The sequence below is a fragment of the Pseudomonas resinovorans NBRC 106553 genome (genome assembly GCF_000412695.1).
In the GTDB taxonomy this organism is placed as follows: Bacteria; Pseudomonadota; Gammaproteobacteria; order Pseudomonadales; family Pseudomonadaceae; genus Metapseudomonas; species Metapseudomonas resinovorans_A.
The window spans coordinates 5822416-5848386 of sequence record NC_021499.1; the positions used below are offsets into that span (position 1 = coordinate 5822416).

Annotated in this window: 17 protein-coding genes; 8 read left to right on the forward strand and 9 right to left on the reverse strand. The window is 65.8% G+C overall.

The genetic code is table 11. From position 1 onward, the window contains the following. Positions 1 to 27: 27 nt before the first annotated feature. Positions 28 to 867: a 23S rRNA (adenine(2030)-N(6))-methyltransferase RlmJ gene (locus PCA10_RS26160; RefSeq protein ID WP_016495102.1), complete on the reverse strand. Its 840-nt coding sequence runs from the start codon at positions 865 to 867 to the stop codon at positions 28 to 30. Between the two features lie 136 nt (positions 868 to 1003). On the opposite strand from PCA10_RS26160, the gene PCA10_RS26165 reads away from it, so the two are divergent. From PCA10_RS26165 to selO, 4 genes are all read left to right on the forward strand, one after another. Beyond that, positions 1004 to 2806, forward strand: coding sequence for an acyl-CoA dehydrogenase (locus PCA10_RS26165; protein WP_016495103.1), 1803 nt, complete (start codon positions 1004 to 1006; stop codon positions 2804 to 2806). Between the two features lie 694 nt (positions 2807 to 3500). Beyond that, a complete protein-coding gene (locus PCA10_RS26170) occupies positions 3501 to 5243 on the forward strand; it encodes a potassium/proton antiporter (RefSeq protein WP_016495104.1) in 1743 nt (580 codons plus the stop codon). Positions 5244 to 5410: 167 nt separating this feature from the next. Further along, positions 5411 to 8743 carry a mechanosensitive channel MscK gene (gene mscK / locus PCA10_RS26175; protein WP_051148096.1) on the forward strand — a complete coding sequence of 1111 codons (3333 nt, stop codon included), beginning with the start codon at positions 5411 to 5413 and terminating at the stop codon, positions 8741 to 8743. Positions 8744 to 8784: 41 nt separating this feature from the next. Next, the gene (gene selO, locus PCA10_RS26180) at positions 8785 to 10245 is read left to right on the forward strand and encodes a protein adenylyltransferase SelO (RefSeq protein ID WP_016495106.1); all 1461 of its coding nucleotides are present in this window, start codon (positions 8785 to 8787) and stop codon (positions 10243 to 10245) included. Positions 10246 to 10341: 96 nt separating this feature from the next. On the opposite strand, the gene PCA10_RS26185 is transcribed toward selO, so the two are convergent. Further along, a complete protein-coding gene (locus PCA10_RS26185) occupies positions 10342 to 11037 on the reverse strand; it encodes an aspartate/glutamate racemase family protein (protein WP_041770457.1) in 696 nt (231 codons plus the stop codon). Positions 11038 to 11262: 225 nt separating this feature from the next. Between PCA10_RS26185 and PCA10_RS26190 the strand changes: the two genes are divergently transcribed. The 4 genes from PCA10_RS26190 to PCA10_RS26205 all read left to right on the forward strand — a co-directional run bounded on the left by PCA10_RS26190 (position 11263) and on the right by PCA10_RS26205 (position 14192). Continuing rightward, positions 11263 to 12240, forward strand: coding sequence for a sulfite exporter TauE/SafE family protein (locus tag PCA10_RS26190; RefSeq protein ID WP_016495108.1), 978 nt, complete (start codon positions 11263 to 11265; stop codon positions 12238 to 12240). Between the two features lie 86 nt (positions 12241 to 12326). Next, positions 12327 to 12761 (forward strand): thioredoxin TrxC, encoded by a 435-nt coding sequence (gene trxC / locus PCA10_RS26195; protein WP_016495109.1) that lies wholly within the window; start codon positions 12327 to 12329, stop codon positions 12759 to 12761. Between the two features lie 89 nt (positions 12762 to 12850). Then, the gene (locus tag PCA10_RS26200; protein ID WP_016495110.1) at positions 12851 to 13294 is read left to right on the forward strand and encodes a YiiD C-terminal domain-containing protein; all 444 of its coding nucleotides are present in this window, start codon (positions 12851 to 12853) and stop codon (positions 13292 to 13294) included. Positions 13295 to 13367: 73 nt separating this feature from the next. After that, the gene (locus tag PCA10_RS26205) at positions 13368 to 14192 is read left to right on the forward strand and encodes a universal stress protein (RefSeq protein WP_016495111.1); all 825 of its coding nucleotides are present in this window, start codon (positions 13368 to 13370) and stop codon (positions 14190 to 14192) included. Positions 14193 to 14246: 54 nt separating this feature from the next. On the opposite strand, the gene PCA10_RS26210 is transcribed toward PCA10_RS26205, so the two are convergent. The 7 genes from PCA10_RS26210 to aroK form a co-directional block, all read right to left on the reverse strand. Then, positions 14247 to 15011, reverse strand: a complete 765-nt coding sequence (locus PCA10_RS26210) for a ParA family protein (protein WP_016495112.1) — start codon at positions 15009 to 15011, stop codon at positions 14247 to 14249. Positions 15012 to 15118: 107 nt separating this feature from the next. Continuing rightward, positions 15119 to 16186 carry a uroporphyrinogen decarboxylase gene (gene hemE, locus PCA10_RS26215; protein WP_016495113.1) on the reverse strand — a complete coding sequence of 356 codons (1068 nt, stop codon included), beginning with the start codon at positions 16184 to 16186 and terminating at the stop codon, positions 15119 to 15121. A gap of 173 nt (positions 16187 to 16359) precedes the next feature. Beyond that, positions 16360 to 17778 carry an FAD-dependent oxidoreductase gene (locus tag PCA10_RS26220; RefSeq protein WP_016495114.1) on the reverse strand — a complete coding sequence of 473 codons (1419 nt, stop codon included), beginning with the start codon at positions 17776 to 17778 and terminating at the stop codon, positions 16360 to 16362. 36 nt (positions 17779 to 17814) lie between these two features. Then, positions 17815 to 22260, reverse strand: a complete 4446-nt coding sequence (gene gltB, locus PCA10_RS26225; RefSeq protein WP_016495115.1) for a glutamate synthase large subunit — start codon at positions 22258 to 22260, stop codon at positions 17815 to 17817. A 383-nt stretch (positions 22261 to 22643) separates the two neighbouring features. Beyond that, complete coding sequence (locus PCA10_RS26230; protein WP_016495116.1) at positions 22644 to 24284, reverse strand: AAA family ATPase; 1641 nt, start codon at positions 24282 to 24284, stop codon at positions 22644 to 22646. A gap of 9 nt (positions 24285 to 24293) precedes the next feature. Beyond that, a complete protein-coding gene (gene aroB / locus PCA10_RS26235) occupies positions 24294 to 25397 on the reverse strand; it encodes a 3-dehydroquinate synthase (protein ID WP_016495117.1) in 1104 nt (367 codons plus the stop codon). A gap of 51 nt (positions 25398 to 25448) precedes the next feature. Continuing rightward, complete coding sequence (gene aroK / locus PCA10_RS26240; RefSeq protein WP_081664013.1) at positions 25449 to 25967, reverse strand: shikimate kinase AroK; 519 nt, start codon at positions 25965 to 25967, stop codon at positions 25449 to 25451. Positions 25968 to 25971: the final 4 nt, after the last annotated feature.

Sequence of the window (25971 nt, forward strand, 5' to 3'; positions counted from 1 at the left end):
TGACCCGCCCCGTTGCGTATCCGGCGATCAGCTTTCCGCGATCAACCAATCCACTTGCCAACCACCCTGGCTCTGCGCCAGGTGCTGCGCCAGCCAGGGCAAGGTCTGCTTCAATTCTTCCTCGAGCCCCCACGGCGGGTTGGCGATGGCCAGCCCGGAGCCGTTCAGCCCCAGGGCGTTATCCACGGCGTGGACCCGCAGCTCCACGCGCAGCAGCTTGGGCGCACCGCTGGCCTGCAGGCCCTGGTAGAAGCGCTTGAGCTGACGCTGGTCCTTGATCGGGTACCAGATGGCCACGACTGTCTGGCGCATGCGGCCGATGGCTTCCTGCAACGCGGTAACGCAGCGTTCCAGCTCGTCGGCCTTCTCGAAGGGCGGGTCGATCAGCATCAGCGCTCGCTTCTCCGGCACCGGCAGCAGCGCCCGGGGCACGTGCCAGCCTTCCCCCAGGTTCACTGCCACGCGACGGTCGCCGGCCATGTTGTCCTTCAGCAGCAGGCCGTCTTCCGGGTGCTTCTCGTTCAACCGCAGGCGGTCCTGGGGCCGGCTCAGGTGCCGCGCCACTTCCGGCGAGCCCGGGTAGTAGCGCAGCTCGCCGTCCGGGTTCAGCGCGCGGATGACCTCCAGGTAGTCGGCCATGGGCGCCGGCGTGTCCGGCAGGCCCCAGAGGCGGCCGATGCCGTCGCGCCATTCGTCGGTGCGGCTGGCCTCACTTCCCAACAAGTCGTACAGCCCCACCCCGGCATGGGTATCGAGGTAGGCGAATGGGGCCTCCTTGCGCGACAGCAGGGCGATCAGGCGGGCCAGGGTGAAGTGTTTGAGCACGTCGGCGTGGTTGCCGGCGTGGAAGGCATGGCGGTAGTTCATAGGAGGTCCTCGCAAGGCCCGCATTCTACCAGTCCGTGCCTCACCACGGCTTCACCCCCTTTATCACGCTCGTCGATGTTGGTAGGCGGCTTTCATTCACCGACCTAGACTCGGCTGATTCCACCGGAGAGCGACCATGTCCGAGACCCTGCTCAGTTCCCGCAACCTGGCCTTCGAACTCTACGAAGTGCTGGACGCCGAAGCCCTGACCCAGCGCGAGCGCTTCGCCGATCACAACCGCGAAACCTTCGACGCCGCCCTGGGCACCGCCCGCAGCATCGCCGAGAAATTCTTCGCCCCGCACAACCGCAAGGGCGACGAGCATGAGCCGGAGTACGTCAACGGCGCCGCCACCCTGATCCCGGAAGTGAAGCCCGCGGTGGATGCCTTCCTCGAGGCCGGCTTCCTCAACGCCACCCGCAGCTTCGAGCAAGGCGGCATGCAGCTGCCGACCCTGCTGTCGCAAGCCTGCTTCGCGCATTTCCAGGCGGCCAACGTCGGCAGCTCGGCCTACCCCTTCCTGACCATGGGCGCGGCCAACCTGATCGAGAGCTTCGGCAGCGACCAGCAGAAGCAGCGCTTCCTGCAGCCGATGATCGACGGCCGCTTCTTCGGCACCATGGCCCTCACCGAGCCCCACGCCGGCTCGTCCCTGTCGGACATCCGCACCCGTGCCGAACCGGCTGGCGACGGCAGCTACCGCATCAAGGGCAACAAGATCTTCATCTCCGGCGGCGACCACCCGCTGTCGGAGAACATCGTGCACATGGTGCTGGCCAAGCTGCCGGACGCACCGCCCGGGGTGAAGGGCATCTCGCTGTTCATCGTGCCCAAGTTCCTGGTCAACGACGACGGTTCCCTGGGCAAGCGCAACGACGTGATCCTCGCTGGCCTGTTCCACAAGATGGGCTACCGGGGCACCACCTCCACCGCGCTGAACTTCGGCGATAACGGCGAGTGCGTCGGCTACCTGGTCGGCCAGCCCCACGCCGGCCTGTCCTATATGTTCCAGATGATGAACGAAGCCCGTATCGGCGTCGGCATGGGCGCGGTCATGCTCGGCTACGCCGGCTACCTCTACTCCCTGGAATACGCCCGCGAACGCCCGCAAGGTCGCCTACCGGACGGCAAGGACCCGACCTCGCCGCAGGTGTCGATCATCCAGCACGCAGACGTACGACGCATGCTGCTGACCCAGAAGGCCTATGTGGAAGGCGCCTTCGACCTCGGCCTGTATTCCGCGCGGCTGTTCGACGACACCCAGACCCTCGCCACCGAGGAGGAGCGCCGCCAGGCCCACGAACTGCTCGACCTGCTGACCCCCATCGTCAAATCCTGGCCCTCGGAGTTCTGCCTCAAGGCCAACGAACTGGCCATCCAGATCCTCGGCGGCCACGGCTACACCCGCGAGTACCCGGTGGAGCAGTACTACCGCGACAACCGCCTGAACCCCATCCACGAAGGCACCCACGGCATCCAGTCCCTCGACCTGCTGGGCCGCAAGCTGGTGCAGAACAAGGGCGCCGGCCTCAAGCAACTGACCCGACTGATCCAGGGCTGCTGCGAGCGCGCCGCCGAGTACGACTCCCTGAACGCCCTGCGCCAGCCGCTGGAACAGCTGATGACGCGCCTGTCCGAGGTCACCCTGGCGCTGCTCGGCGACCTGATGCAGGGCAAGGTCAACCAGGCCCTGGCCAACTCGGCGCTGTACCTCAAGGTCTTCGGCCACGCCGTGATCGGCTGGCGCTGGCTGGAACAGGCGATCCGCGCCGAACAGGGCCTGGCCCTCGGCAACCCGGCGGACGTCGACTTCTACCAGGGCAAGCTGCAGGCCGCGCGCTACTTCCTCACCTGGGAAGTGCCCGGCTGCCACCACGAACTGGCCCTGCTCGAAGCCCGCGACGACACCTGCCTGGCGATGCAGGACAGCTGGTTTTGAAACCATTTCTAGTTTTCATGCCCCGCGCACATGCGGGGCTTTTTTTTGGTTCTTTTTTCATTCCGGGGGCAGGTGCCCACGCTGAATTGGTCGTTTTGTGTGATGGTTCTGGCTGACCCCCAGTCTGCGGATGCTTCCCTCTTCCGAACGCGGCCCGCCCCAGCCCCTCTCCCTGAATGGAGAGGGGTGACTCGCGCCGGCGAGGTAAAGTAGTCCTGATGCCTGATCGGCCCTGACATGAAGCAATGAAGATGACGCCGCGCAAAGCGCCCCTTCAGGAGGCCGAGCGGAATCCTTGCGGAGGGGGACGAGCGGCATGGATGCCGCGAGAGGCGCGCGGGGCCATGGATGGCCCCTCGCGCCGTGTCCCCGGAGCAAGGATGGAGCAAGGGGACCCCGGCGAAGCCGGGGCCGGATGCAGGGGCAAGCGTTTTGCTTCCTTTTAGGCGACTGTAAAAGGGAGTCGCCCGGGAGGGCGAAACAGAAACCCGCCGCCCGCTCGGCAATGAGCCGGGCAACAAAACCTCCCAACCGACCTGAACTTCCCACCATCAACCCCCCCGGAAATTCCTCCGAATTTATGCCAATCCACGCTTGCGGCCCGTTCCGGGTAGCAGGTTAGAATCCCGCTGGCATGCACACTGCATGCACCCCTCCCAGCATCACCCCCCACACTTTGCAGGAGCTTCGACACGTGGATGCAGCCACCATCAATAGCCTGTTCCTGATCGGCGCGTTGCTGGTCGGCGCAAGCATCCTGGTGAGCTCGGTTTCCTCGCGCCTGGGTATCCCGATCCTGGTCATCATCCTCGCCGTGGGCATGGTCGCCGGCGTCGACGGACCGGGCGGCATCGGCTTCAGCAACTACCCGCTGGCCTACCTGGTGGGCAACCTGGCGCTGGCCATCATCCTGCTGGACGGCGGCCTGCGCACCCGGGTGTCGAGCTTCCGCGTGGCCCTCTGGCCGGCCTTGTCCCTGGCCACGGTGGGCGTGCTGATCACCACCGGGCTGACCGGCATGGTCGCCGCCTGGCTGTTCGACCTGGACATGATGCAGGGCCTGCTGATCGGCGCCATCGTCGGCTCCACCGACGCCGCGGCGGTGTTCTCTCTGCTCGGCGGCAAAGGGCTCAACGAACGGGTCACCGCCACCCTGGAAATCGAATCCGGCAGCAACGACCCGATGGCGGTGTTCCTCACCGTCACCCTGATCGACATGTTGGTAAAGGGGCAGAGCGAGTTCAGCTTCGCCTTCCTCGGCCACCTGTTGCGCGAATTCGGCATCGGCACCCTGGTCGGCCTCGGTGGCGGCTGGCTGCTGCTCAACCTGATCAATCGCATCAACCTGCCCAACGGGCTCTACCCCCTGCTGGTGGTCAGCGGCGGCCTGCTGATCTTCGCACTGACCAACACCCTGCATGGCAGTGGCATCCTCGCCGCCTATATCTGCGGCCTGGTGCTGGGCAACCAGCCGATCCGCTCGCGCCACAGCATCCTGCACATGCTCGACGGCATGGCCTGGCTGGCGCAGATCGGCATGTTCCTGGTCCTCGGCCTGCTGGTCACGCCCCACGACCTGCTGCCCATCGCCGTCCCGGCCCTGGGCCTGGCCCTGTGGATGATCGTCGTCGCCCGCCCGCTGTCGGTGTTCGTCGGCCTGGCGCCGTTCCGCGCCTTCCACAACCGCGAGAAAGTCTTCATCGCCTGGGTCGGCCTGCGCGGCGCCGTGCCGATCATCCTCGCGGTGTTCCCGATGATGGCCGGCCTGCCCCACGCGCAGCTCTACTTCAACCTGGCCTTCTTCATCGTCCTGGTCTCCCTGCTGGTACAGGGCGCCAGCCTGCCGGTGGCCGCCAGGTTGCTGCGGGTCACCGTGCCGCCGGAGCCGGCGCCCATCTCCCGCGCCGGCCTGGAAGTACACCCCACCAGCGAGTGGGAACTGTTCGTCTACCGCCTGGGCGCCGAGAAATGGTGCATCGGCGCGGCCCTGCGTGAACTGAAGATGCCCGAAGGGACCCGCATCGCCGCGCTGTTCCGTGGCAAGGAACTGCTGCACCCCTCGGGCAGTACCACCCTGGAAGCCGGCGACATCCTCTGCGTGGTTGGCCACGAACACGACCTGCCGTCACTCGGCAAGCTGTTCAGCCAGGCACCGCAGCGCGGGCTGGACCTGCGCTTCTTCGGCGACTTCGTGCTGGAAGGCGACGCCCAGCTGTCCGCCGTGGCCTCGCTCTACGGCCTCAAGCTGGGCGAGCAGGACGGCCACCAGCCCCTGGGCCGCTTCATTGCCCACGAGATCGGCGGCGAGCCGGTGGTGGGCGACCAGGTGGAATGGAACGGCCTGACCTGGACCGTTGCTCTGATGGAAGGGAACAAGGTGCGCAAAGTGGGCGTCAAATTCCCCGAAGGTCAGGGTCGCCCGGGGCTATTCCTCTAGGGCGACCGCTCTGGAACGGCCATTTTCGAGCCTTCAGGCACCCCGCCATGGACTCCGCGTGTACACCCCCGCACGAACCCGAATCACTACCGCTCGTGCCGGGCGGCCCCGCAAGGCGCGCCCTGGCATATCATTAGCCGCATTTGAACCCGAGCTGCCTGATCGCGATGATTGCTTCCTTGCGCACCTTTTTCGCTGCCGCCGTGCTGGGCCTCTGCCTCGCCCCGACTTACCTGCAAGCCGCGCCCGTCGCAGGCGCCGCCCTGCCCAAGGCCTCGCCCGCCGCCAGCAAGCCCGCCGAAGGCGAAGCCGCGGCCAAGCCCTCGATCGAGGAGCAGACCCAGACCTTCGTCGCCAACCAGCAGGAAAGCGAGGCGAGCCTCGCCGCCCTCAAGCGCCAGCTGAGCGATGCGCCCCGCCTGATCAGCGAATCCCAGCGCGAACTGACGCGCCTGAAGAGCAGCCCGCCGGTGCCGGTGAAAGAGCGTTACGGCAAATCCGAACTCACCCAGCTGGAAAAACTGCTGGACGAGCGCAGCAACCAGCTGGCCGAGATGCAGAAGGCGCTGGCTGAAGCCAACAGCCTGATCATCACCTCCCAGACCCGCCCGGAACGCGCCCAGGCCGAGATCAGCAGCAATCAGACGCGCACCCAGCAGATCGGCATCATCCTCAAGTCCGGCAAGGACGCGGGCAAGGCCGTTACCGAGGAACAGCGCCCCCTCCTCAACGCCGAACTGACCGCCCTCGCCGCCCAGACCGAGTTGCGCCGCGAGGAACTGGCCGGCAACAGCCTGCTGCAGGATCTCGGCAACAGCCGCCGCGACCTGCTGGCCGAGCGCATCCGCCGCCTGGAACAGGAAACCCAGGACCTGCAGCTGCTGATCAACGACATGCGCCGGGAAAGTTCCGAGCAGACCGTCGCCGAGCTCTCCCGCGATGCCGAGAAGGCCACGCCGGACAGCGTTCTGGCGAAGGAAAACGACATCAACCTGAAGATGTCCGACTACCTGCTGCGCGCCACCGACCGCCTCAATGAACTGACCCAGCAGAACCTGCAGACACGCCAGCAGCTGGACAACCTCAGCCAGGCCGACCAGGCCCTGGAAGAGCAGATCAGCGTGCTCAAGGGCAGCCTGCTGCTGTCCAAGATCCTCTACCAGCAGCGGCAGGCCTTGCCCAAACTGCACCTGGACAAGGACCTGGCGAACGACATCGGCGATATCCGCCTCTACCAGTTCGAGCTCAACCAGCAGCGCGACAAGCTGGCCAATCCCCAAGCCTATGTCGACAACCTGCTCGCCGAGCAGCCGGCGGAGCAGGTCACCCCTGAATTGCGCGCCACCCTGACCAACCTGATCAGCACCCGTGGCGAACTGCTCGATCGCCTCAGCCGCGAACTGAACACGCTGCTCAACGAATCCATCACCCTGCAACTCAACCAGAAACAGCTGCAGGAAACCTCCCAGGCGCTGCGCAACACCCTCGACGAGCAGATGTTCTGGATTCCCAGCAACAAGCCGCTGGACCTCTCCTGGCTGAAAACCGCACCGCACCTGCTGGAGAAGCAGCTGCAGGAAATGCCCTGGGGCGCAGGGGTACGCGAGCTGGGCGAAGGCCTGGTGGACCGTCCCTGGCTGTTCCTGCCACTGTTGCTGACCATCGGCGCGCTGCTGTGGAAACGCCGCTACATCCACGCCCGTCTCCACGAGATCAACCAGGACGTCGGCCACTTCAAGCGTGACAGCCAGCTGCACACCCCGCTGGCCCTGCTGTTGACCGTGCTCCTGGCGTTGCCGGTGGGCCTGGGGCTGTCGCTCTGCGGCTATGCCCTGCAGATGGACGCCCGTGGTCAGAACGCGACCCTGGGTGCCGCGCTGTTCGAGATGGCCCAGGCCTGGATGGTGTTCTACACCCTCTACCGCGTGCTCGCGCCCGGCGGCATCGCCGAGCTGCACTTCGGCTGGGACCGCCCGCAAGTCGCCTTCCTGCGTGGCCAGATCCGCCGCCTCGGCGGCGTGGTCATGGCCCTGGTGGCCATCGTCACTGTCGCCGAGCACCAGCCCGCCGCCCTGGCCGAAGACATCATCGGGATAATGGTGGTGCTCAGCTGCTACACGCTGATGACCCTGGTACTGAGCAACCTGCTGCTGGCCGAACCCATGCGCGAGCAGACCTCGCCCTTCCGCCTGCTCATCGGCGTGGGCTTCACCCTGCTGCCGCTGGGCTTCATCGTCGCCGTGGGCTTCGGCTACTACTACACCTCCCTCAAGCTTACCGACCGCCTGATCATCACCCTCTACCTGCTGATCGTGGTGCTGTTGGTGGAAGCCACCTTCGTCCGTGGCCTGGCCGTCGCGGCGCGGCGCCTGGCCTACCAGCGTGTGCTCGCCAAGCGCCAGGCGCAGACCAAGGAGAACGCCGAAGGCGAGGAAGTGGCCGTCGAGGAGCCGGTACTGGATATCGAGAAGGTCAACGAGCAGTCCCTGCGGCTGATTCGCCTGGCCCTGCTGGGCGTGTTCATCACCGGGCTGTACCTGGTCTGGGCCGACCTGATCAGCGTCCTCGCCTACCTCGACCAGGTGAACCTGTACCAGTACTCCAGCGGCACCGGCGACGCCGCCACCCAGGTGCCCATCAGCCTGCTCGACGTGCTCGGCGCGCTGATCATCGCCGGCATCACCATCGCCCTGGCGCGCAACCTGCCCGGCCTGTTGGAAGTGCTGGTGCTGTCGAGGCTGAAGCTGGCCCAGGGCAGCGCCTACGCCACTACCACCCTGCTCTCCTACGCCATCGCCGGCCTCGGTTTCGTCAGTGCGCTTTCGACCCTCGGGGTCAGCTGGGACAAGCTGCAATGGCTGGTGGCCGCCCTCTCGGTGGGTATCGGCTTTGGCATGCAGGCGATCTTCGCCAACTTCATCTCTGGCCTGATCCTGCTGTTCGAGCGCCCGGTGCGCATCGGCGACCTGGTGACCATCGGCACCGTCACCGGCACGGTGAACCGGATTCGCATCCGCGCCACGCACATCACCGACAGCGACCGCAAGGAAGTGATAGTGCCCAACCAGACCTTCCTTACCAGCCAGTTGATCAACTGGACCCTGACCGACACCGTCACCCGCATCGTGCTGGTGTACAACGTCAACCGCGGCGCCGACCTGGAACTGGTGCGCAAGCTGCTGCTGCAAGCCGCCCAGGAAAACCCCCGCGTGCTGCGCGACCCTGCGCCCAACGTCCAGCTGAAGACCTACGGCGCCAGCACCCTGGAGCACGAGCTGAAGATCTACGTGCGCGAGCTGGGCGACCGCGGCCTGGCCACCGACGAGCTGAACCGGCGCGTCGATCAGCTGTTCCAGGAGCACGACATCAACGTCTCCAGCGTGCCGAAGATGGACGTCACCCTCAGCCGCAAGACCGAGCATTCGGTGGGCGAGGAGAGCGAAGCGGCCGCCGAGCAACAGCCCGCACGGGACAAGACCCCCACGCCGGAGGTTCGCTGAGCCCCCTTCCAGCCCACCCGGCGGCATGACAAGCTGAGTCCATGAAGACACTCGACCAACTGCAGTTCGACAACCGCTTCGCCCGCCTGGGCGACGCCTTCTCCACCGAGGTGCTGCCCGAACCCATCGCCGAGCCGCGCCTGGTGGTGGCCAGCCCGTCGGCCATGGCCCTGCTCGACCTCGATCCGGCCGAGGCCGAGACCCAGGTGTTCGCCGAGCTGTTTTCCGGGCACAAGCTCTGGTCCGAGGCCGAGCCAAGGGCGATGGTCTATTCGGGGCACCAGTTCGGCGCCTACAACCCGCGCCTGGGCGACGGGCGTGGGCTGCTGCTGGGCGAGGTGCTCAACGACGCGGGCGAGCACTGGGACCTGCACCTCAAGGGCGCCGGCCAGACTCCCTATTCACGCATGGGCGACGGCCGCGCCGTGCTGCGCAGTTCGATCCGCGAGTTCCTCGCCAGCGAATACCTGCACGCCCTGGGCATCCCCACCAGCCGTGCGCTGTGCGTGACCGGTTCCTCCACGCCGGTGTACCGGGAAAGCCGCGAGACCGGCGCCATGGTCATGCGCCTGGCGCCCAGCCATGTGCGCTTCGGCCATTTCGAGTACTTCTATTACACCCGCCAGCACGAGCAACTCGAGGCCCTGGGGCGGCACGTCATGGAGTGCCACTTCCCCGCGTGCCTGGAAACCGAGCAGCCCTGGGCCGCGTTCTTCCGCGAGGTGCTGGAGCGCAACGCCGCCATGATCGCCCTCTGGCAGGCCTACGGCTTCTGCCACGGGGTGATGAACACCGACAACATGTCCATCCTCGGCATCACCTTCGACTACGGCCCCTACGCCTTCCTCGACGACTTCGATGCCAAGCACATCTGCAACCACTCCGACGACACCGGTCGCTACAGCTTCAGTAACCAGGTGCCCATCGCCCACTGGAACCTGGCGGCCCTGGCCCAGGCCCTGACGCCCTTCGTCGAGGTGGAGCAACTGCGGGAAACCCTCAACCTGTTCCTGCCGCTCTACCAGGCCCATTACCTTGACCTGATGCGCCGCCGCCTGGGCTTCACCTCGGCGGACGAGCAGGACGAAGCCCTGGTGCAACGCCTGCTGCAGCTGATGCAGGGCAGCGCGGTGGACTACAGCCAGTTCTTCCGCCGCCTCGGCGAGCAGGCACCGGAACAGGCGCTGAACAAGCTGCGGGAAGACTTCGTCGACCTGGCGGGATTCGACGCCTGGGCCGCCGACTACCGGGCCCGCGCGGCGCGGGACGGCGACGACCAGCAGGCGCGGCGGAGCCGCATGCACGCGGTGAACCCCAAGTTCGTGCTGCGCAACTACCTGGCCCAGCGCGCCATCGAGGCCGCCCAGCAGGGCGACTACAGCGAGGTGCGCCAGCTGCACGCGGTGCTTTCGCGGCCCTTCGACGAGCAGCCCGGCATGGAAACCTACGCCGAGCGTCCGCCGGAATGGGGCAAGCACCTGGAGATCAGCTGCTCGTCCTGACGCCGCCGGAATAGTACGTCGTAGGTTGGGCCGAGGAACGAGGCCCAACACAGCGGAGTCGCACCCACGTTGGGCCTCACTGCGCTCGGCGCCAACCTACTCGCCGAGCATCCATTCAAGCCCCATGGCCACATGCCGCTCGCCGCTGTCCACCAGGGGCAACGGCGATGCGCAGCCCTCCAGCAGCAGGCCGATCTCGGTGCAGCCGAGGATGGCCGCCTGGGCGCCCTGGGCGCGCAGTCGTTCCAGCTGGTCCAGGTAGAAGGCCCGCGCATCCGGCAGGAAACGGCCCACACAGAGTTCCTGGAAAATCACCCGGTCGATCTCCACCATCGCCTTGTCGCCGGGCACCAGCACCTGGATGCCGAAGCGCTGGCTGAGACGCTCACGGTAGAAAGCTTCCTGCATGGTGAAGCGGGTGCCCAGCAGCGCCGCGCGTTCGATGCCGCCCTCGCGTAGCGCCTGGCCCACGGCATCGCCGATGTGGAGCAGCGGGATATCCACCGCCGCCTCGATGGCCGCCGCCACCTTGTGCATGGTGTTGGTGGCCAGCAGCAGCGCCGTCGCACCGGCACGCTCCAGGCCTCGCGCAGCCTCCGCCAGCACGTCGCCGGCGGCGTCCCATTCGCCGGCTTTCTGCTGCGCGGCGATCTGCGCGAAATCTACCGAATGCAGCAGCAACGGCGCCGAGTGCAGCCCACCCAGGCGCTCGCGCACGCCACGGTTGAGCAACTGGTAGTAGGTCACGGTGGACTCCCAGCTCATCCCGCCCAACACGCCCAGCATCCTCATGACCCGCTCCTCGCCGATGAAAAATCCCAGCCTAGTCCATGACCGGAATGACTCGCGGATACAGTTGCCGAGTCATCAGCAGGTACAGCGCACAGGCCTTATCGCTTAAATCGAATAGGCATATAAACCTTTCCAAACATTCTTAGACTCCATAAGCAAAGCCGTTTATCTTCAGCCGCCGCCTTATTCCAGCCTGTTCTACCACCCACTGTCAGGCGACCCTGCATGAAGATTCGCGATCTCGACCTGAGCCAGAGCCCGCTCAACTCCGAACACCAGGCCCTGGGCATTCCCCCCGTCGAGGACTTCGTTACCCATCCCGACGACCACCCGGTCCTGCGCGCCGCCATGTGGGCGGCCGTGCTGATCCTGGTGAGCCTGCTCGGCTTCCTCGCCTGGCGCCTGTTCTTCGGTGACCACGGTGGCGAGAGCGGCCTGGACATCATCGAGAGCGCCCTTTCCAGCCCCACCTTCTGGAGTGCGGTAGCCGTGGGCTTCCTCGCCCAGGTAGTGGATGGCGCCCTCGGCATGGCCTATGGCATCACCGCCACCAGCTTCCTGCTCACGGCCGGCGCATCGCCAGCCGCGGCCAGCGCCAGCGTGCACATCGCCGAAGTCTTCACCACCGGCCTCTCCGGCATTTCCCATGTGAAGCTGGGCAATGTGAACAAGTCGCTGTTCCTGCGCCTGCTGCTGCCCGGCATCATCGGCGCCGTGCTGGGCGCGGTGCTGATCACCACCTTCGACGGCGCTGTGCTCAAGCCCTTCATCTCCGCCTACCTGCTGCTGATGGGCCTGTACATCCTGAGCAAGGCCTACCGCCACGTGGCCCAGCGCCGCGCGCCCAAGCATGTGGCCAAGCTCGCCCTGTTCGGCGGTTTCGTCGACGCCGCCGGCGGTGGCGGCTGGGGTCCGGTGGTCACCAGCAGCCTGCTGGGCTCGGGCAGCGACCCGCGCACCACGATCGGCTCGGTGAACTTCGCCGAGTTCTTCCTGACCATTTCCAGCGCCGCCTCCTTCATCCTCCTGGCGGGCGAGCTGAACACCTGGTTGATGGTGGCCGGCCTGGTCTTCGGCGGCCTGTTCGCCGCCCCCTTCGCCGCCCTGCTGTGCAAGAAGCTGCCGGCCCGCGTGCTGCTGACCATCGTCGGCTGCCTGATCACCTGCATCAGCGCCTTCAACATCTACATGGCCCTGCGCTGATCCAGTGCCGGGCGGATCACCCGCCCGGACTTGATTTGTGCCGCTGCCGGCTCCAGATCAGGGACATTCCCGCTCCGGAGCCCACCATGACCGATCCCCTGCTCATTCCCTGCGCCCAGTGCGCAGGCCTCAACCGTATTCCCGCCGCCCGCCTGGGCGACTCGCCGCGTTGCGGCCACTGCAAGGCCGCCGTCCTGCCGGCTGCACCCTTCGACCTCGATGAAGCCGGCTTCGCCAAGCAGCTGCGCGGCGACCTGCCGCTACTGGTGGATGTCTGGGCGGACTGGTGCGGCCCCTGCAAGGCCTTCGCGCCCATCTACCAACAGGCCGCCGGCCAGCTCCAGGGCCGCTGCCGCCTGGGCAAGCTGGACAGCGAGGCCAACCGGCAGCTGGCCGGCCAACTGGGCATCCGTTCCATCCCGACCTTGATCCTGTTCAAGGACGGCAAGGAGGTCGCCCGCCAGAGCGGCGCCCTGCCCCTGCCGCAACTGCTGGCCTGGCTGAACGGCCAGGGCGTCTGATCGATTCGGTCAATCCGGCTGGCCGTCCCGGTCATTGCCGGAGCGGCCAGCGCCGCTAGGCTCTGGGAATCCCCACCCCGGAGCCCGCCATGTCCATGCCCCCCGAGCTGGTCCGCCAGCTGACCGAAGAACAGATCGCCTTCGTCAAACGCAGCGGCCTCAAGGCCGAGCTCCTCGAGCCCGGCCACATACGCTTGTGCATGCCGCTGGCCGGCAACCAGAACCATATCGGCACCCTCTACGCCGGCGCCCTGTTCACCCTGGCCGAGATGCCCGGCGGCGCGCTCTTTCTCACCAGCTTCGATACCCGCCGCTTCTACCCCATCGTCAAGGAGATGAACCTGCGCTTCCGCCGCCCGGCCAAGGGCGACATCCGTGTGGAAGCCCGCCTCGACCAGGCCGAGATCACCCGCATCCAGGAGGAAGCCGAAGCCAACGGCAAGGCCGAGTATCAACTGGAGCTGCAGTTGCTGGACGCCAGCGGCGAGGTAGTGGCCGAAAGCCGTGGGCTCTACCAGTTGCGCAAGCACTGAGCGGCGTTGCGCTGGATCAAGTCGTCGCGCTGTAAAACACCGCAGAGTGTGGGCTCCAGAGGAGGCCCACACCATGTTCAAGCACATCCTGGTCGCCCATGACCTCAGCGGCGAGGCCGACATCGCCTTGCGCCGCGCCACCCAGCTCGCCCACCAGCACGGCGCGCGACTGTCCCTGCTGCATGTGCTCGAAGACCACCTGCCCAATGCCGTGCAGGACAAGCTGCGCGACTCGGTCCAGCAGCACCTGACCGAACGCCTGGCGCAACTGCGGGCCACCGATTGCCAGGTACTGCTGCGCAAGGGGCGCCCCGCCCAGCAGATCCTCGACGAAATGAGCGACAGCCAGGCCGATCTACTGGTGATTGGCCGGCACCACCACAACGCACCCGAGCTGTTCATCGGCACCACCCTGGAGCGCGTTGCCCGTCACCTGGCCCAGCCCCTGCTGCTGGTCACCGTTGAACAACCGGAGCAACCCTACCAACGGGCCGCCGTGGCACTGGACTTTTCCCTTTGCGCCTGCGACGCGCTGCGCAAGGCCTGCGTGCTGCTGCCGCAAAGCGCCCGCCTGGTGGCCCTGAACGTGATGGAGCTGGGCAGCCGCCTGCTGTCCAGGGGTGGGCAATCGGGGGACTTCCTCGCCACCCAGCGCGAGCTGCTGGGCAAGCTATTGGAAGACGAACTGGCCGGACTCGCCAATGAGGCGCCCGAGGTGGCGCTGGACGTGGTGCGCGGCGCCCTGCCGAAAGCGCTGGATGAGGCCATCGCCGGGCAACGCCCCCAGCTGCTGGCCCTAGGCAGCCACGGCCGCAGCCTGATTTCCCAGGCACTGCTGGGCAGCCTAGCCCTGCGCTACCTGCAGAACCCGCCCTGCGACCTGTTGCTGGTCAAATAACGCATTCGCCCCGGCGAACCGGGGCGAATGGGGGAATCGACAACGCCAATGGCGTCAGCTTTCCAGCAGGTCGTGCAGCTCGACGAACTGCTGGGTCAGCTTGTGGTTGCGGTCGAGGTAGATCAGCGGTTTGCAGGCCTGGTGCGACTCACGCATCTTCACCGACATCATCAGGTTCACCGGCAGCACCGGCAGCCCCTCTTCCAGCAACTCGTCCAGCAGTTGCTGCGGCAGGGTGGCGCGCGGCTGGAACTGGTTGACCACGATGCCCTCCACTTCCAGACCCTCGTTGTGGTCTTCCTTCAGTTCCTCGATTTCGGCCAGCAGCCCATAGAGGGCATTGCGCGAAAAACTGTCGCAGTCGAAGGGAATCAGGCAGCGATCAGCCGCGATCAGCGCAGAAACCGTATAGAAGTTCAGGGCTGGCGGCGTATCCAGGTAGATCCGGTCGTAGTCCTCGCCCAGGTCTTCCAGCAGTTTGCGCAGCTTGTTGATCTTGTGCTTGGCCTCCAGCTTGGGCTGCAGGTCGGCCAGCTCCGCGGTGGCCGTCACCACGTGCAGGTTGTCGTAGGGGGTTTCGTAGATATCCACCTTGCCCTTGCGGAAGGCGGTGGCCGAAAGCGTCTGCTTGAAGAAGTCGGCGATCCCCATGGGGATCTCGTCGCCGGTCAGGCCGGTGAGGTAATGGGTGGAGTTGGCCTGGGCATCCAGGTCGATCAACAGGGTGCGATAGCCCTGCGAAGCACTCACCGCCGCCAGGTTGCAGGCGATGCTGGACTTGCCCACGCCACCCTTCTGATTGAACACCACGCGCCGCATTGAACACCTCCCTGAGCCTGATGAGTACTGGATTCTATGCAATGCCCATGACAAGGGCGAGGGCCTGTACGAAAAGCACGAGGCCCGCGATTGCGGGCCCCGGGGGTTCAGCCGTGGTACTGCGCCGACAGCTCGTGCACCGCCTCGAAGAACGCGCCGGCGTGGGCCGGGTCGACTTCCGGGGTGATGCCGTGGCCGAGGTTGAACACCTGGCCCGAGCCCTTGCCGTAGGCGGCGAGGATCCGCCCCACTTCGGCGCGGATGGCCGCCGGGTTGGCGTAGAGCACCGACGGGTCCATGTTGCCTTGCAGGGCCACCTTGTCGCCGACGCGGGCGCGGGCGCTGCCGATGTCGCAGGTCCAGTCCAGGCCCAGGGCCTCGGCGCCGCTGTCAGCCATGGATTCCAGCCAGAGGCCGCCGCCCTTGGTGAAGAGGATCACCGGCACGCGGCGACCGTCGTGTTCGCGGATCAGGCCGTCGACGATCTGCTTCATGTAGGCCAGGGAGAATTCCTGGTAGGCCGCCGCCGACAGGCTGCCGCCCCAGGAGTCGAAGATCTGCACCGCCTGGGCGCCGGCCCTGATCTGGCCGTTGAGGTAGGCGGTGACCGACTGGGCCAGCTTGTCGAGCAGCGCGTGCATGGCCTGGGGGTTGTCGTAGAGCATCGCCTTGGACTTGCGGAAGTCGCGGCTGGAACCGCCCTCGACCATGTAGGTGGCCAGGGTCCAGGGGCTGCCGGAGAAGCCGATCAGCGGCACGCGGCCGTTCAGCTCGCGGCGGATGTTGCGCACGGCGTCCATCACGTAGCCCAGGTCCTGCTCCGGGTCCGGGATCGGCAGGGCCTCGATATCGGCCAGGCTGCTCACGACCTTCTTGAAGCGCGGGCCTTCGCCGGTCTCGAAGTACAGACCCTGGCCCATGGCGTCGGGGATGGTGAGGATGTCGGAGAAGAGGATTGCCGCGTCCAGCTGCGGGTAACGGTCCAGCGGCTGGATGGTGACTTCGCAGGCCAGCTCGGGGTTCTTCATCAGGTTGACGAAGTTACCGGCCTTGGCGCGGGTGGCACGGTATTCCGGCAGGTAACGACCGGCCTGGCGCATCATCCAGACGGGGGTGACATCGACGGGCTGCTTGAGCAGGGCGCGGAGGAAACGGTCGTTCTTCAAGACGGTCATGGCAGTGTCCAACGAAAAAGTGCAGGCATTTTCGCAAAGCCCAACGCAAAAGGCACGGCGAGTGCCGTGCCTTTTATCCATCGCGACCATTTGCCGCGTCGCGAGCCCCGAAACGATGGGTATCGCTACGCTCGACGGAACGCCGCCCGACCCATCCTACAGAGACACCGGTATCACACGCCCAGATAATCCAGGATACCTTCGGCGGCGGTACGCCCCTCGAAGATCGCGGTCACCACCAGGTCGGAACCCCGGACCATGTCGCCACCGGCGAAGATCTTCGGGTTGCTGGTCTGGTGCTTGAACTGCGACTGCGCGGGGGCGACCACGCGGCCCTGGTTGTCGATGCTGATGTCGAACTGCTCGAACCAGGGTGCCGGGCTCGGACGGAAGCCGAAGGCGATCAGCACGGCTTCAGCCGGGATGATCTCCTCGGAACCCGGGATCGGCTCGGGGCTGCGACGACCACGGGCGTCCGGCTCGCCGAGACGGGTCTCGACCACCTTCACGCCTTCCACCTTGTCCTCGCCAACGATGGCGATGGGCTGGCGGTTGAAGAGGAATTTCACGCCCTCTTCCTTGGCGTTCTTCACCTCTTTGCGCGAGCCGGGCATGTTCTCTTCGTCGCGGCGGTAGGCGCAGGTAACCGACTTGGCGCCTTGGCGAATGGAGGTGCGGTTGCAGTCCATGGCGGTGTCGCCACCACCCAGGACCACCACGCGCTTGCCCTTCATGTCGATGAAGTCCTCGGCGGACTTCTCGAAGCCGAGGTTGCGGTTGACGTTGGCGATCAGGAAGTCCAGCGCGTCATGCACGCCCGGCAGGTCCTCGCCCGGGAAACCGCCCTTCATGTAGGTGTAGGTGCCCATGCCCATGAAGACCGCATCGAATTCCTCGAGCAGCTGGTCCATGGTCACGTCCTTGCCCACCTCGGTGTTCAGGCGGAACTCGACGCCCATGCCGCCGAAGACTTCGCGGCGACGGCTGAGCACGTGTTTCTCGAGCTTGAACTCGGGGATGCCGAAGGTCAGCAGGCCGCCGATTTCCGGGTTCTTGTCGAACACCACCGGGGTCACGCCGTTGCGCACCAGCACGTCGGCGCAGCCCAGGCCCGCAGGGCCCGCGCCGATCACGGCAACGCGCTTGCCGGTGGGCTTGACCTTGGACATGTCCGGACGCCAGCCCATGGCGAAGGCGGTGTCGGTGATGTACTTCTCCACCGAACCGATGGTCACCGCGCCGAAGCCGTCGTTGAGGGTGCAGGCACCCTCGCAGAGACGGTCCTGCGGGCACACCCGGCCGCAGACTTCCGGCAGGGTGTTGGTCTGGTGCGACAGTTCGGCGGCGGCCAGGATGTTGCCTTCCGAGACCAGCTTCAGCCAGTTCGGAATGAAGTTGTGCACCGGGCACTTCCACTCGCAATACGGGTTACCGCAGCCAAGGCAGCGGTGAGCCTGGTCAGCCGCTTGCTGCGGCTTGAACAGGTCATGGATCTCGACGAATTCCTTCTTGCGCTGACGCAAGAGTTTCTTCTTCGGATCCTTGCGCCCGACCTCGATGAACTGGAAGTCGTTGTTCAGACGTTCAGTCATTAAAAAAACCTCATCAAACCACTTCAGGCGCTGTTGTTATTGCGGGTTGGCACGGGTGCTGGAGAGCAGCGAGGCGAGGCTCGCGGCCTTCGGCTTGACCAGCCAGAACTTGCGCAGGTAATCGTCCAGGTTTTCCAGCAGGTGGGCACCCCAGTCGCTGGCGGTTTCCTTGACGTATTCCACCAGCACGCTGTGCAGGTGGCTACGGTAGGCCTCCATGGACTCGTTGCTGATGCGCTGGATTTCCACCAGTTCGTGGTTGACCCGGTCGACGAAGCTGTTGTCCTGGTCGAGCACGTAGGCGAAGCCGCCGGTCATGCCGGAACCGAAGTTGTAGCCGGTCTTGCCGAGCACGCAGACGAAACCGCCGGTCATGTATTCGCAGCAGTGGTCGCCAGTGCCTTCCACCACGGTGTGGGCGCCGGAGTTACGCACCGCGAAGCGCTCGCCCGCGGTACCCGCGGCGAACAGCTTGCCGCCGGTGGCGCCGTAGAGGCAGGTGTTGCCGACGATGGCCGACTCCTGGCTCTTGAACGGGCTGCCCTTGGGCGGGGTGATCACCACCTTGCCGCCGGTCATGCCCTTGCCCACGTAGTCGTTGGCGTCGCCTTCCAGGTACAGGTTCAGGCCGCCGGCGTTCCACACGCCGAAGCTCTGACCGGCGGTGCCGCGGAAGCGGAAGGTCACCGGTTTGTCCTTCATGCCCTGGTTGCCATGGCGACGGGCGATCTCGCCGGAGATCCGCGCGCCGATGGAACGGTCGCAGTTGCAGATATCCAGGTCGTAGACGCCGCCGGTCTTGCCTTCGACGGCAGCCTTGGCGATGTCCCACATCTTCTCGGCCAGCAGGCCCGGGTCGAAGGGCGGGTTCTTCTCGACTTCGCAGAACTGCGGCTTGTCGGCCGGCACGTGCGCGCTGCCGAGCAGCGGGCTGAGGTCCAGGTGGCCCTGTTTCTCGGTGTCGCCGGGGAGCATTTCCAGCAGGTCGGTACGGCCGATCAGTTCGCTCAGGCTACGTACACCCAGCTTGGCCAGCCACTCACGGGTTTCTTCGGCGATGTAGGTGAAGAAGTTCATCACCATTTCGACGGTGCCGATGAAGTGGTCCTTGCGCAGCTTGTCGTTCTGGGTGGCGACGCCGGTGGCGCAGTTGTTCAGGTGGCAGATGCGCAGGTACTTGCAGCCCAGGGCGATCATCGGCGCGGTGCCGAAGCCGAAGCTTTCGGCGCCGAGGATGGCCGCCTTGATCACGTCGAGGCCGGTTTTCAGGCCGCCGTCGGTCTGCACCCGTACCTTGCCGCGCAGGTCGTTGCCGCGCAGGGTCTGGTGGGTTTCCGCCAGGCCCAGTTCCCACGGGCTGCCGGCGTACTTGATGGAGGTCAGCGGCGATGCGCCGGTACCGCCGTCGTAGCCGGAGATGGTGATCAGGTCGGCGTAGGCCTTGGCCACGCCGGCGGCGATGGTGCCCACGCCGGCCTCTGCCACGAGCTTCACCGAGACCAGGGCCTGCGGGTTGACCTGCTTGAGGTCATAGATCAGCTGCGCCAGGTCTTCGATGGAGTAGATGTCGTGGTGCGGCGGCGGCGAGATCAGGGTCACACCGGGTACCGCGTAGCGCAGGCGGGCGATCAGGCCGTTGACCTTGCCGCCGGGCAGCTGGCCGCCCTCGCCGGGCTTGGCGCCCTGGGCCACCTTGATCTGCAGCACTTCGGCGTTGACCAGGTACTCGGGGGTGACGCCGAAGCGGCCGGTGGCCACCTGCTTGATCTTGGAGCTCTTGACCGTGCCGTAGCGCGCCGGGTCTTCACCGCCCTCACCGGAGTTGGAGCGGCCGCCCAGGCGGTTCATGGCCTCGGCCAGGGCCTCGTGGGCCTCCGGCGAGAGCGCGCCCAGGGAGATGCCCGCGGCGTCGAAGCGCTTGAAGATGGATTCCAGCGGTTCGATCTCGTCGAGGGACAGCGGCTGGTCGGCCACCTTCACCTTGAGCAGGTCGCGCAGCATCGATACCGGACGGTTGTCCACCAGCGCGGTGTATTCCTTGAACTTCTCGTAGTCGCCCTGCTGCACGGCGGCCTGCAGGGTGTTGACCACGTCCGGGTTGTAGGCGTGGTACTCGCCGCCGTAGACGAACTTCAGCAGGCCACCCTGCTGGATCGCCTTGCGGTTGTTCCAGGCTTCATTGGCCAGCAGCTTCTGCTCGGACTCGATGTCGACGAAGCGCGCGCCCTTGATGCGGCTGGCGACGCCACGGAAGCTCAGATCCACCACTTCCTCGGACAGGCCGATGGCCTCGAACAGCTGCGCACCGCGGTAGGACGCGATGGTGGAGATGCCCATCTTCGAGAGGATCTTCAGCAGGCCCTTGGAGATGCCCTTGCGGTAGTGCTTGAAGACTTCGTAGAGGTCGCCCAGCACTTCGCCGGTGCGGATCAGGTCGGCCAGTACCTCGTAGGCGAGGAAGGGGTACACGGCGGAGGCGCCGAAGCCCACCAGCACGGCGAAGTGGTGCGGGTCACGGGCGGTGGCGGTCTCGACCAGGATATTGCAGTCGCAACGCAGGCCCTTCTCCACCAGGCGGTGGTGCACGGCGCCAACGGCCAGGGAGGCGTGGGCCGGCAGCTTGCCGGGAGCGATGTGGCGGTCGGTCAGGACCAGCAGCACCTTGCCGGCGCGCACTGCTTCCTCGGCCTGGTCGGCCATGTTGCGCACGGCCGCTTCGAGGCCGAGGCTCTCGTCGTAGTTGAGGTCGATGATCTGGCGCTCGAAGCCCGGGCGATCCAGGCTCATCAGCGCACTCCACTTGGCGGGAGAGATCACCGGGCTGCTGAGGATCACGCGGGTGGCGTGGTCCGGCGACTCGCTGAAGATGTTGCGCTCGGCGCCCAGGCAGATTTCCAGGGACATCACGATGGCTTCGCGCAGCGGGTCGATCGGCGGGTTGGTCACCTGCGCGAACTGCTGGCGGAAGTAGTCGAAGGGCGAACGCACGCGTTGGGAAAGCACGGCCATGGGGGTGTCGTCACCCATGGAGCCCACCGCTTCCTGGCCCTGTTCGGCCAGCGGGCGCAGTACCTGGTCACGCTCCTCGAAGGTGACCTGGAACATCTTCATGTACTGCTTGAGCTGGTCGCTGTCGTAGCTGGCCACGCCGTGGTCGTCATCCAGCTTGGCCTGGATGCGCACGGCGCTCTGGCGCAGCCACTGCTTGTAGGGATGACGCGACTTCAGGCGGCTGTCGATGTCCCCGGTGTTGAGGATCTGGCCGGTCTCGGTGTCCACCGCGAGGATCTGGCCCGGGCCGACGCGACCCTTGGCAAGCACCTCTTCGGGCTTGTAGTCCCACACGCCGATTTCCGAGGCGAGGGTGATGTAGCCGTTCTTGGTGGTGACCCAGCGGGCCGGGCGCAGGCCATTGCGGTCGAGCAGGCAGACAGCGTAGCGGCCGTCGGTCAGCACGACGCCGGCGGGGCCGTCCCAGGGCTCCATGTGCATGGAGTTGTATTCGTAGAAGGCGCGCAGGTCGGCATCCATGGTTTCCATGTTCTGCCAGGCCGGCGGGATGATCATGCGCACGCCGCGGAACAGGTCGATGCCGCCGGTGACCATCAGTTCCAGCATGTTGTCCATGCTGGAGGAGTCGGAACCCACACGGTTGACCAGCGGGCCCAGCTCGTCGATGTCGGGCAGTTGCTCGTTGGCGAACTTGGTGCGACGGGCCACGGCCCAGTTGCGGTTGCCAGTGATGGTGTTGATCTCGCCGTTGTGGGCGAGGAAGCGGAAGGGCTGCGCCAGCGGCCACTTCGGCAGGGTGTTGGTGGAGAAGCGCTGGTGGAAGACGCAGATGGCGGTCTGCAGGCGTTCGTCACCCAGGTCCGGGTAGAACTGCTGCAGGTCGGCCGGCATCATCAGGCCTTTGTAGATGATGGTCTTGTTCGAGAAGCTGCAGATGTAGTGGTCGGCGTCCGCGGCGTTGGCCACGGAGGAGCGACGACGGGCGCTGAACAGCTTGACCGCCATCTCCTGGTCGGACAGACCGGCACCACCGATGAACACCTGCTCGATCTGCGGCAGGCGCTCCAGGGCCAGGCGGCCGAGGACGCTGGTGTCCACCGGGACCTTGCGCCAGCCGACCAGCTGCAGGCCGGCGCGCTCGATCTCGCGGTTCATGTTCTCGCGGGCGGCTTCGGCGCGCACCGGATCCTGGTTGAAGAAGACCATGCCGACTGCGTACTGGTCGGGCAGGTCGACGCCGAAGGTTTCCTTGGCGATGGCGCGCAGGAAAAGGTCGGGCTTCTGGATCAACAGACCACAACCGTCGCCGGTCTTGCCGTCGGCGTTGATGCCGCCACGGTGGGTCATGCAGGTCAGGGCTTCGATAGCGGTATTCAAGAGATGGTGGCTGGCTTCGCCCTGCATATGGGCGATCAAGCCGAAACCGCAGTTATCCTTGAATTCATCAGGATGGTACAGACCTGCTTTCATAGGGGAACTCTCACCAGGGTTGCCTTTGAAAAAGGCAGAATTGCTTTGTAATTCAACTCCTTACCATACGCGCCGGACTTGCTGCCAGCTTTTGCGTAGGGCAAAGGGAGGTCATTGTACATAGGCCCTTGGTCGACCACAAATCTTCAGGGCCAACTTGTGAAAGTCGATGTCGCAAAAATGAATGAATGAACCGGGAGGTCGTGCTAGCGACCACCCAGTCAAAAGGCGGGGGATCAGGCTCGCGGGAAACGAGGCCTGTAGAAGCGTCGCCCTGCGAAGGTCAGGCAGGGCGGGATCGGCCGAAGAAGCGCAGTTTACAAGCCGTAAACGCGCATTCTAAGGCCGATTCCGACGCAGGATCACCGATCCTCGGGCCGAGCCTAGCGAGCCATTTCCTGCTGGATGCTGGCAAAGGTCTTGGGCCAGGGTTTACCAGCCTGGACCTTGGCGGGCAAGGCCTTGATGGCGGCCTGGGCGGCCGTCCGGCTAGGGAAGCTGCCGTAGGTCACGACATAGAGCGGCTTGCCCTGGTGCTGCTTCTTGAAGTAGCGGTACTGGCCGCCATTCTGCTGCACGAACGCCTGGGCGCTGCTCTCCGAACTGGTGCCGAGTACCTGCAAGGCATAGTGGCTACCGCTCTGGCTGCCATACCAGCCACCACCGCTCGCGGTTTTCACGGGGGCCGGCGCGGGTTTCTCGGCTGGCTTGGCCGCAGCCTGGGTCGGCTTGGGTGCCGGAGTCGGCGCCACAGCCGGCGCTGGCGCCGGTGCGGCCGGCTTCGGTGCTACGGCCGGGGCGGCGGGGGCAGCCGCGAGGGGCTGTACCGGCTGCGCAAGCGGTTGCGGCGACGCGATGGGCTGCACTGGAGCAGTGGCCGCCGGTCCTGCCGGAACGCCTTGCGGCGGGGCAATGCTGGTGACGGTGGGCGGCACGCTGGCAGCCCCTTCGGGCGCCGGACCTTCATCGGTGTCGCCTTGACCAGCTGCCTGGGCCAGGGGCTCACGGATCACCGGCTGAGCCTCGCCCACCAGAGGCAACGGCAGCGGCTGCGAGGAACCGGCGAACTCCACGGCCGGCGAGCCGGAATCGCCTTCGGCAGCGGGCTGTCCGGCAGGCGCCTGGTCCAGTGGCAGCTGCGCACTGGTCGGCGCGGTCTCGGCAGTACCGTCGTTACGGCCCTGCATCATCCAGGCGGCAATCACGCCCACACCGACCACGGCCAGTGCCAGCAGATGTTTCTTCGGCAGGCTGAAGCCGGCAGTGGATTTGCGCGAGGCACCGCGCTGGGCGAGCATCGTCTCGATCAGCAGGTCGCGCGCCACCTGGTTGATCGAACCGGGCCAACCACCGGACTGCAGGTGGACGTCTTCCACCTGCTCATCGCTCAGCAACTCGATGCCACGCCCGGCACCCTCCAGGCGCTGGGCGAGGTATTCACGGGTCTCGTCCTGGGTATAGGGCTGCAGCTCGATGACGTGGAAGCGCTCCTCGCCCTCGACCAGTGCCTCCAGACGCGCCAGCAGGGCATCCTCTCCGAACAGGAAGACATGGGTGCGCGCCTCCACATTGCCTTCGGCCAGGGCCAGCAGATGCTCGAGGGATACGTCGTCCAGCTCCTCGGCGTCATCCACCAGGAGATACACCTCCTGGCCGGTCAGCGCCAATTGGGCGATCTGGGCAAGGATGGAACGAAGATCGGCCTGGGCGACGTTCAGCCCCTGGGCGACCTGCCGCAGCAGGCCGCCGGCTTCGGCGGAGTTGCGCGCCGAGATCACCAGGCTCTGTACCGCCTGCTTGTTGGTGCTGGCCACCAGGGCCTGGCGCAGCAGGGTCTTGCCACTGCCGTGGGGACCACTCACCACCAGCATCAGCTGGCTGTATCGCGCCAGGTGATGCAGCTGACCGAGCACCGGCTTGCGCTGGGCGGGGAAGAATTTGAAGCCAGGCACCCGCGCCGCGAACGGGTCATGGGTGAACTGGTAATGACCGAGGTAGGCCTCGTCGGCGTGCAGGCTGCTCATGGGAATCCTTTACTCTCCAAGCTGGTCGGCCAGGGCGCGGTAGTCTGCGGCCAAGGTGGCCTGCAGCACATCGCGCGGATATTCGGCGGTCACGACGGCTTCGCCAATCCGGTGCAGCAGCACCAGGCGCAATTGGCCATCGAGCACCTTCTTGTCTACGGCCATGTGCTGGAGGAAATGTTCCGGCGTCATGTCCGCTGGGGGTACGACTGGCAAGCCGGCGTTGCGCAGCAGGCGAATCGCCGCGTCGCGTTCGTCGGTGGAAATCCGGCCCAGGCGGCAGGACATTTCCAGGGCCATCACGGTACCCGCCGATACCGCCTCGCCATGCAACCAGACACCGTAGCCCATCTGGGTTTCGATGGCATGGCCAAAGGTATGGCCCAGGTTGAGGATGGCGCGCAGCCCGGACTCGCGCTCGTCCACGCCAACCACTCGGGCCTTGGCCGCGCAGGAGCGCTCGATGGCCTCGGTCAGGGCGCTGGCGTCGAGACTGCGCAACGCCGGCATCTTCTCGGCCAGCCAGGGCAGGAAGGGCTCGTCGCAGATCAGGCCGTACTTGATGACCTCGGCCAGGCCGGCGGACAGTTCGCGCGCAGGCAACGTGCGCAGGCTGTCGGTGTCGATGATCACCGCCTTGGGCTGGTAGAAGGCACCGACCATGTTCTTGCCCAGGGGATGGTTGATCCCGGTCTTGCCGCCGACCGAAGAGTCCACCTGGGACAACAGGGTGGTGGGCACCTGGATGAAATCCACCCCGCGCTGGTAGCAGGCCGCCGCGAAACCGGCCATGTCGCCGATCACGCCGCCGCCGAGGGCGATGACGGTGGTACGGCGATCGTGCCGTGCACCCAGCAGGGCGTCGAAGATCAGCTGCAGGGTTTCCCAGTTCTTGTGGGCCTCGCCATCCGGGAGTATCACCGGCAATACCGAGTAGCCCTGCAGGGTCTGGGTCAGCTTCTCGAGATAAAGGGGTGCGACGGTCTCGTTGGTGACAATGGCCACCTGCCGACCGGCGATGTGCGGCGTGAAGAGCTCCGCCCGCGACAGCAGGTCGGAACCTATATGGATGGGATAGCTACGCTCGCCAAGATCGACCTGAAGTGTCCGCATGGGGCCCCCGACTTAAAAAGGGCTAAAGGATAGCGCAGTTCCGCCCGCGCTTTAACGGGGCGGCAGCGCTTGCAGGCGCGCCAATATTTCTTGCACCACCAGGCGCGGCGGCCGCTCGTCGGTTTCGATGATGATGTCAGCGATCTCGCGGTAGAGCGGATCGCGAATCGCCATCAGGTCGCGCAACACTTTTCCGGGGTCGGCCGAACGCAGCAACGGCCGATTTCGGTCCCGGGAAGTCCGTTCGATCTGCTGCTCCACGGAGGTATGCAGATACACGACCCGACCACCGCAACGCAGGGCCTGGCGATTGGCCGGACGCAGGACCGCGCCGCCACCAGTCGCCAGGACAACGCCATCGTGCTCGCAGAGCTCTTCGATCATCGCCTGTTCGCGATCACGAAAACCCTGTTCGCCTTCGACGTCGAATATCCATGGGATATCCGCCCCGGTACGTTGTTCGATTTCCTTATCGGAGTCCTTGAAGGGAAGACGCAGTTCTTTGGCAAGCAAACGCCCGATGGTGCTTTTTCCTGCCCCCATCGGGCCGATCAGAATCAAATTTCGCACCGAT

Excerpts from the sequence above, each read along its gene's own strand:
- PCA10_RS26160 (WP_016495102.1), bottom strand. The coding sequence starts at position 867 with ATGAACTACCGCCATGCCTTCCACGCCGGCAACCACGCCGACGTGCTC.
- PCA10_RS26165 (WP_016495103.1), top strand. The coding sequence starts at position 1,004 with ATGTCCGAGACCCTGCTCAGTTCCCGCAACCTGGCCTTCGAACTCTAC.
- mscK (WP_051148096.1), top strand. The coding sequence starts at position 5,411 with ATGATTGCTTCCTTGCGCACCTTTTTCGCTGCCGCCGTGCTGGGCCTC.
- selO (WP_016495106.1), top strand. The coding sequence starts at position 8,785 with ATGAAGACACTCGACCAACTGCAGTTCGACAACCGCTTCGCCCGCCTG.
- PCA10_RS26185 (WP_041770457.1), bottom strand. The coding sequence starts at position 11,037 with ATGAGGATGCTGGGCGTGTTGGGCGGGATGAGCTGGGAGTCCACCGTG.
- PCA10_RS26190 (WP_016495108.1), top strand. The coding sequence starts at position 11,263 with ATGAAGATTCGCGATCTCGACCTGAGCCAGAGCCCGCTCAACTCCGAA.
- trxC (WP_016495109.1), top strand. The coding sequence starts at position 12,327 with ATGACCGATCCCCTGCTCATTCCCTGCGCCCAGTGCGCAGGCCTCAAC.
- PCA10_RS26200 (WP_016495110.1), top strand. The coding sequence starts at position 12,851 with ATGTCCATGCCCCCCGAGCTGGTCCGCCAGCTGACCGAAGAACAGATC.
- PCA10_RS26205 (WP_016495111.1), top strand. The coding sequence starts at position 13,368 with ATGTTCAAGCACATCCTGGTCGCCCATGACCTCAGCGGCGAGGCCGAC.
- PCA10_RS26210 (WP_016495112.1), bottom strand. The coding sequence starts at position 15,011 with ATGCGGCGCGTGGTGTTCAATCAGAAGGGTGGCGTGGGCAAGTCCAGC.
- hemE (WP_016495113.1), bottom strand. The coding sequence starts at position 16,186 with ATGACCGTCTTGAAGAACGACCGTTTCCTCCGCGCCCTGCTCAAGCAG.
- PCA10_RS26220 (WP_016495114.1), bottom strand. The coding sequence starts at position 17,778 with ATGACTGAACGTCTGAACAACGACTTCCAGTTCATCGAGGTCGGGCGC.
- gltB (WP_016495115.1), bottom strand. The coding sequence starts at position 22,260 with ATGAAAGCAGGTCTGTACCATCCTGATGAATTCAAGGATAACTGCGGT.
- PCA10_RS26230 (WP_016495116.1), bottom strand. The coding sequence starts at position 24,284 with ATGAGCAGCCTGCACGCCGACGAGGCCTACCTCGGTCATTACCAGTTC.
- aroB (WP_016495117.1), bottom strand. The coding sequence starts at position 25,397 with ATGCGGACACTTCAGGTCGATCTTGGCGAGCGTAGCTATCCCATCCAT.